General features: G+C 61.5%; 6 protein-coding genes. 2 read left to right on the top strand and 4 right to left on the bottom strand.

Annotated features, from left to right (window positions below; all coding sequences use genetic code 11):
* From ACE3UY_RS15725 to ACE3UY_RS15740, 4 genes are all read right to left on the bottom strand, one after another.
* Positions 1–239 (bottom strand): hypothetical protein (locus tag ACE3UY_RS15725; RefSeq protein ID WP_374688446.1); only part of this gene is annotated, 239 nt, incomplete at its 3' end.
* Entirely contained in the window at positions 236–499 is a 264-nt protein-coding gene (locus ACE3UY_RS15730; RefSeq protein WP_374688447.1) for a type II toxin-antitoxin system Phd/YefM family antitoxin, read from the bottom strand. The genes ACE3UY_RS15730 and ACE3UY_RS15725, both read right to left, overlap by 4 nt.
* A gap of 75 nt (positions 500–574) precedes the next feature.
* Complete coding sequence (locus tag ACE3UY_RS15735) at positions 575–1,012, bottom strand: HIT family protein (RefSeq protein ID WP_374688448.1); 438 nt, start codon at positions 1,010–1,012, stop codon at positions 575–577.
* Between the two features lie 25 nt (positions 1,013–1,037).
* Positions 1,038–1,835, bottom strand: coding sequence for an enoyl-CoA hydratase/isomerase family protein (locus ACE3UY_RS15740; protein WP_374688449.1), 798 nt, complete (start codon positions 1,833–1,835; stop codon positions 1,038–1,040).
* A gap of 160 nt (positions 1,836–1,995) precedes the next feature.
* On the opposite strand from ACE3UY_RS15740, the gene ACE3UY_RS15745 reads away from it, so the two are divergent.
* Both ACE3UY_RS15745 and ACE3UY_RS15750 read left to right on the top strand, forming a co-directional pair.
* Positions 1,996–3,108, top strand: a complete 1,113-nt coding sequence (locus ACE3UY_RS15745; protein WP_374688450.1) for a hypothetical protein — start codon at positions 1,996–1,998, stop codon at positions 3,106–3,108.
* 122 nt (positions 3,109–3,230) lie between these two features.
* On the top strand, positions 3,231–3,539 hold a 309-nt coding region (locus ACE3UY_RS15750; RefSeq protein ID WP_374688451.1), incomplete at its 3' end, for a tetratricopeptide repeat protein.

A 3,539-nucleotide genomic window follows, 5' to 3' on the forward strand; every position in this document is an offset into this window, starting at 1 on the left:
CTAACAGCTACCAGTTGTAGAGTGGGAACTTGCTGGATACTTTGTACAGCGTGGTAACCAAGTTGCGAACTACCAGTACGGTGAGCAACAGCGCCGGCCACCTCTGCAAACATACTGGTCGGCGCAACAAGGGGCAGGCCCGCACCGGCAGTTTTCTCCAGCCACAACTGGCTGGTTGCATGGAATATATCGTCGACAAGAAACCGACTAACCCACAAACTTGCGTCCGTTACCGTCATAGCTCGCGCCTGCCTTCACGCACAGCTTCTACAGCGCTACGGCTTCCGGTCCAATGCGTTGTGATTTCCTCCGCCAGCCGATCCATATCAGCCCATAAGGCGGATAATTCGTCGGCTGGGGCAAGAATTGGCCGAGCGGGTATCAGCCGAGCCACAACTTCGCCACGATGGGTGATATCTACCACCTCACCCAATTCACGCACGCGGCGTACGATTTCGCTGGTATTCGTTTTCAGTTCGCGGATACCTACCGTTGACATCACTCACCTCTTGTTCCCACACATGTAGTCTCATACGTCTTAGTGTACCATTAGCTGGAAGTGCTAGTTCATGATTCAAAGTAGTAAATGCGCTCGGATCTCACTCATCATAGTGGCATACTCTACTTCTGACAGCGAGCATCTATTCGCGTTGAATTCGTTGCGCGGCCAGCCTTCCCAAATAGGTTGACCCCATCTCGGATCGGTCTTGTAGCGGGGGATGATGTGCCAGTGCAGGTGCGGATCGCTGTTGCCGAGTAATTCGTAATTCATGTGATCCGGATTCAAGGCGGCCCGAATCGCCCGCGAAGCCATCCGCAGATCAAGAAAGAAAGCCTGGTACTCTTCGTCGGAAAGCGACTCCAAGCTGGTGACGCGTCGCAGGGCAAAGCTCAGAATGCAGTATCCTCTGAACCGCTGATCACGAAATAGCAGCAACGTGGAAGCGCTCAAATCGGCGATCCATATGACATTCTCGTCAATCCGCCTTCTTCCGTCGCGATCCGTAGCCATTTCTCAAAGCTCTCAGTCCCCGATTCTACTCACTCGACGGATACTTCCCCGCCCGCTTCTCCCGCAACCCCTCCACCCCCGCCCGCATATCCTCGTGGAAGAACCCCAACATCTCCAGCGCCAATGAGTGATCGAAGATAGGCCCGGCCTGCAGGAGCCACTGGTTAAGCGCCCGCTTGGTGTAGCGGATGGCGTGGCGCGGGCCGGTCGCCAGCTTGACGGCCACGGCCATCGCCCGGTCGAGCAGTTCGCCGTCCGGCACGCACAGGCTGACCAGACCGATGCGCTCCGCCTCGCGGCCGTCCACAAACTCGGAGGTCATCAGGTAGTACTTGGCCTTGGCCATGCCCACCAGCAGCGGCCAGACGATGGCCGCGTGGTCGCCGGCGGCCACGCCCATGCGCACGTGGCCGTCGGCCAACCGCGCGCTCTCCGCGGCGATGCTGATGTCGGCCAGCAGGGCCACCACCAGCCCCGCCCCCACCGCCGGGCCGTTGATGGCCGAAATGATGGGCTTGTTGCAGCGCAGGATGTTGTAGACCAGGTCACGGGCCTCATCCAGGATGCGGCCGACCTCCTCCGGGTCGCGGTACGCCCGCTCCACCATCCCCAGGTCGCCGCCGGCCGAGAAGGCCCGCCCCGCCCCGGTGACGACAACCACGTGCGCCTCAGGGTCGCGGTCAACCGTGTTCCAGACCTCGACCAGTTCTGTGTGCAGCCGGGCGTCGGCGGCATTGAGCACTTCCGGCCGGTTGAGCGTCAGCCAGAGGATGTGCGGCTCGCGACGCTCGAAGAGGATGTGGCGGTAGTCTTCGTAGTTCATGTGTGGTCAGGGGAGAGAGCAGGGGAGCGGGGCGCAGGGGAGCAGGGGAGAAAAGCGCCCCGGAACTCGTCGCTCGTCGTTCGTCGTTCGTAACTCGTCACGCGCCGCATTCTAGCTTAGACTCAGGGGCGCGCCAACAGGGCGTTCGCAGAGTATGGAAATGGATACCACCGATCCTGTTTACATCGTTTTGCGCGTCGTCGCCTTCCTCGCCGGGGCGTACCTCGTCGTCTACACGGTGCTCTCCGGCATCCGCACCTTCGTCCTGCCGCGCCCGGCCCAGGTATTGCTTTTCCGCTTGGTCTTTCTGAACGTGCGGCGGCTGTTCAACCTCCGCGCCGTTCGGGCCGAAAGCTATGCCGAGCGCGATCGGGTGATGGCCCTCTATGCCCCCATCGCTCTATTCTTCATGCCGGTTGTGCTCATGGGGCTGGTCATGCTCGGCTTTATGGCCATTTATTGGGCGTTAAGCCCTTTGTCGTTCATTGAATCCTTTAAGCTCAGCGGCTCGGCGCTGTTCACCCTGGGCAGCTTCACCAACGACGACCCGCTGCTCATGGTCTTCGAGTTTAGCGAGGCGCTGTTGGGGATGATCCTGGTGGCCTTGCTCATTGCCTACCTGCCGACCATCTACAACGCTTTCACCCGCCGCGAGACGCAGGTGCAACTGCTGGAAGTGCGCGCTGGCACGCCCCCCTCTTCTTGGGAGCTTATCGCCCGCTCCCACCGCAACGGCGAGTTGACCGAACTGCGCGAGTTCTGGAGCGACTGGCAAGTGTGGTTCGCCGAACTCGAGGAAAGCCATACCTCACTGCCGGCGCTGGCCTTCTTCCGCTCGCCACGGCCGGAGTTGTCGTGGGTGACGGCCGCCGGGGTCGTGCTTGATGCCGCGTCGCTGCTGCTGTCCACAGTTGAAATTCCCAGGGAGCCGCGCGCCGCGTTCTGCATCCGCAGCGGTTACCTGGCCCTGCGCCAGATCGCCATTTTTTTCGAGGCCCCCTACAACGATGTTCCCACCCCTACCGACCCAATTACCATCACACGCGAGGAGTACAATGACGTTTGCGCCTATCTGGAAACCCAGGGTGTGCCGCTCTGCCCTGACCGCGACCAGACGTGGCGCGACTATGCCGGCTGGCGCGTCAACTATGATAGAGAGCTTGTCTCGCTGGCCGCGCTGACGATGGCCCCCTACGCGCCGTGGTCGTCCGACCGCTCGCTATCGCCGACAGCGTACCATGACCAGAACGGGGAAGCCGGGCGCTGGGAGTGATCGGGGACAGGGGCAGCACCCCGCTTCGGGTGCGCCACGGCGGCTGAGAACTGTCCACGACCACTGGACACCGCCCACCGCCAGATGTTACACTATCCCTCATCATGGAAGAACAAGACATCATGCGCGAGCAAGCGCAGATTTTGATCGATCGCGCCTACCGGCACCAGATGCAGGGCGAGTTGGGCGACGCCATCGCCCTCTACCGGCGCTCCATCGCCGTCTACCCGACGGCCGAGGCCCACACCTTCCTGGGCTGGGCCTACAACATGATGGATCGCACGGAGGAAGCCATCGCCGAGTGCGAGAAGGCCATCGCCCTCGACCCGACCTTTGGCAACCCCTATAACGACATCGGCGCCTACCTGCTCGAGATGCACCGGCCGGAAGAAGCCCTCTCCTGGCTGCAACAGGCCATCGCTGCGCCGCGC

Source organism: Promineifilum sp. (SeqCode) (assembly GCF_041918635.1).
In the GTDB taxonomy this organism is placed as follows: domain Bacteria; phylum Chloroflexota; class Anaerolineae; order Promineifilales; family Promineifilaceae; genus Promineifilum.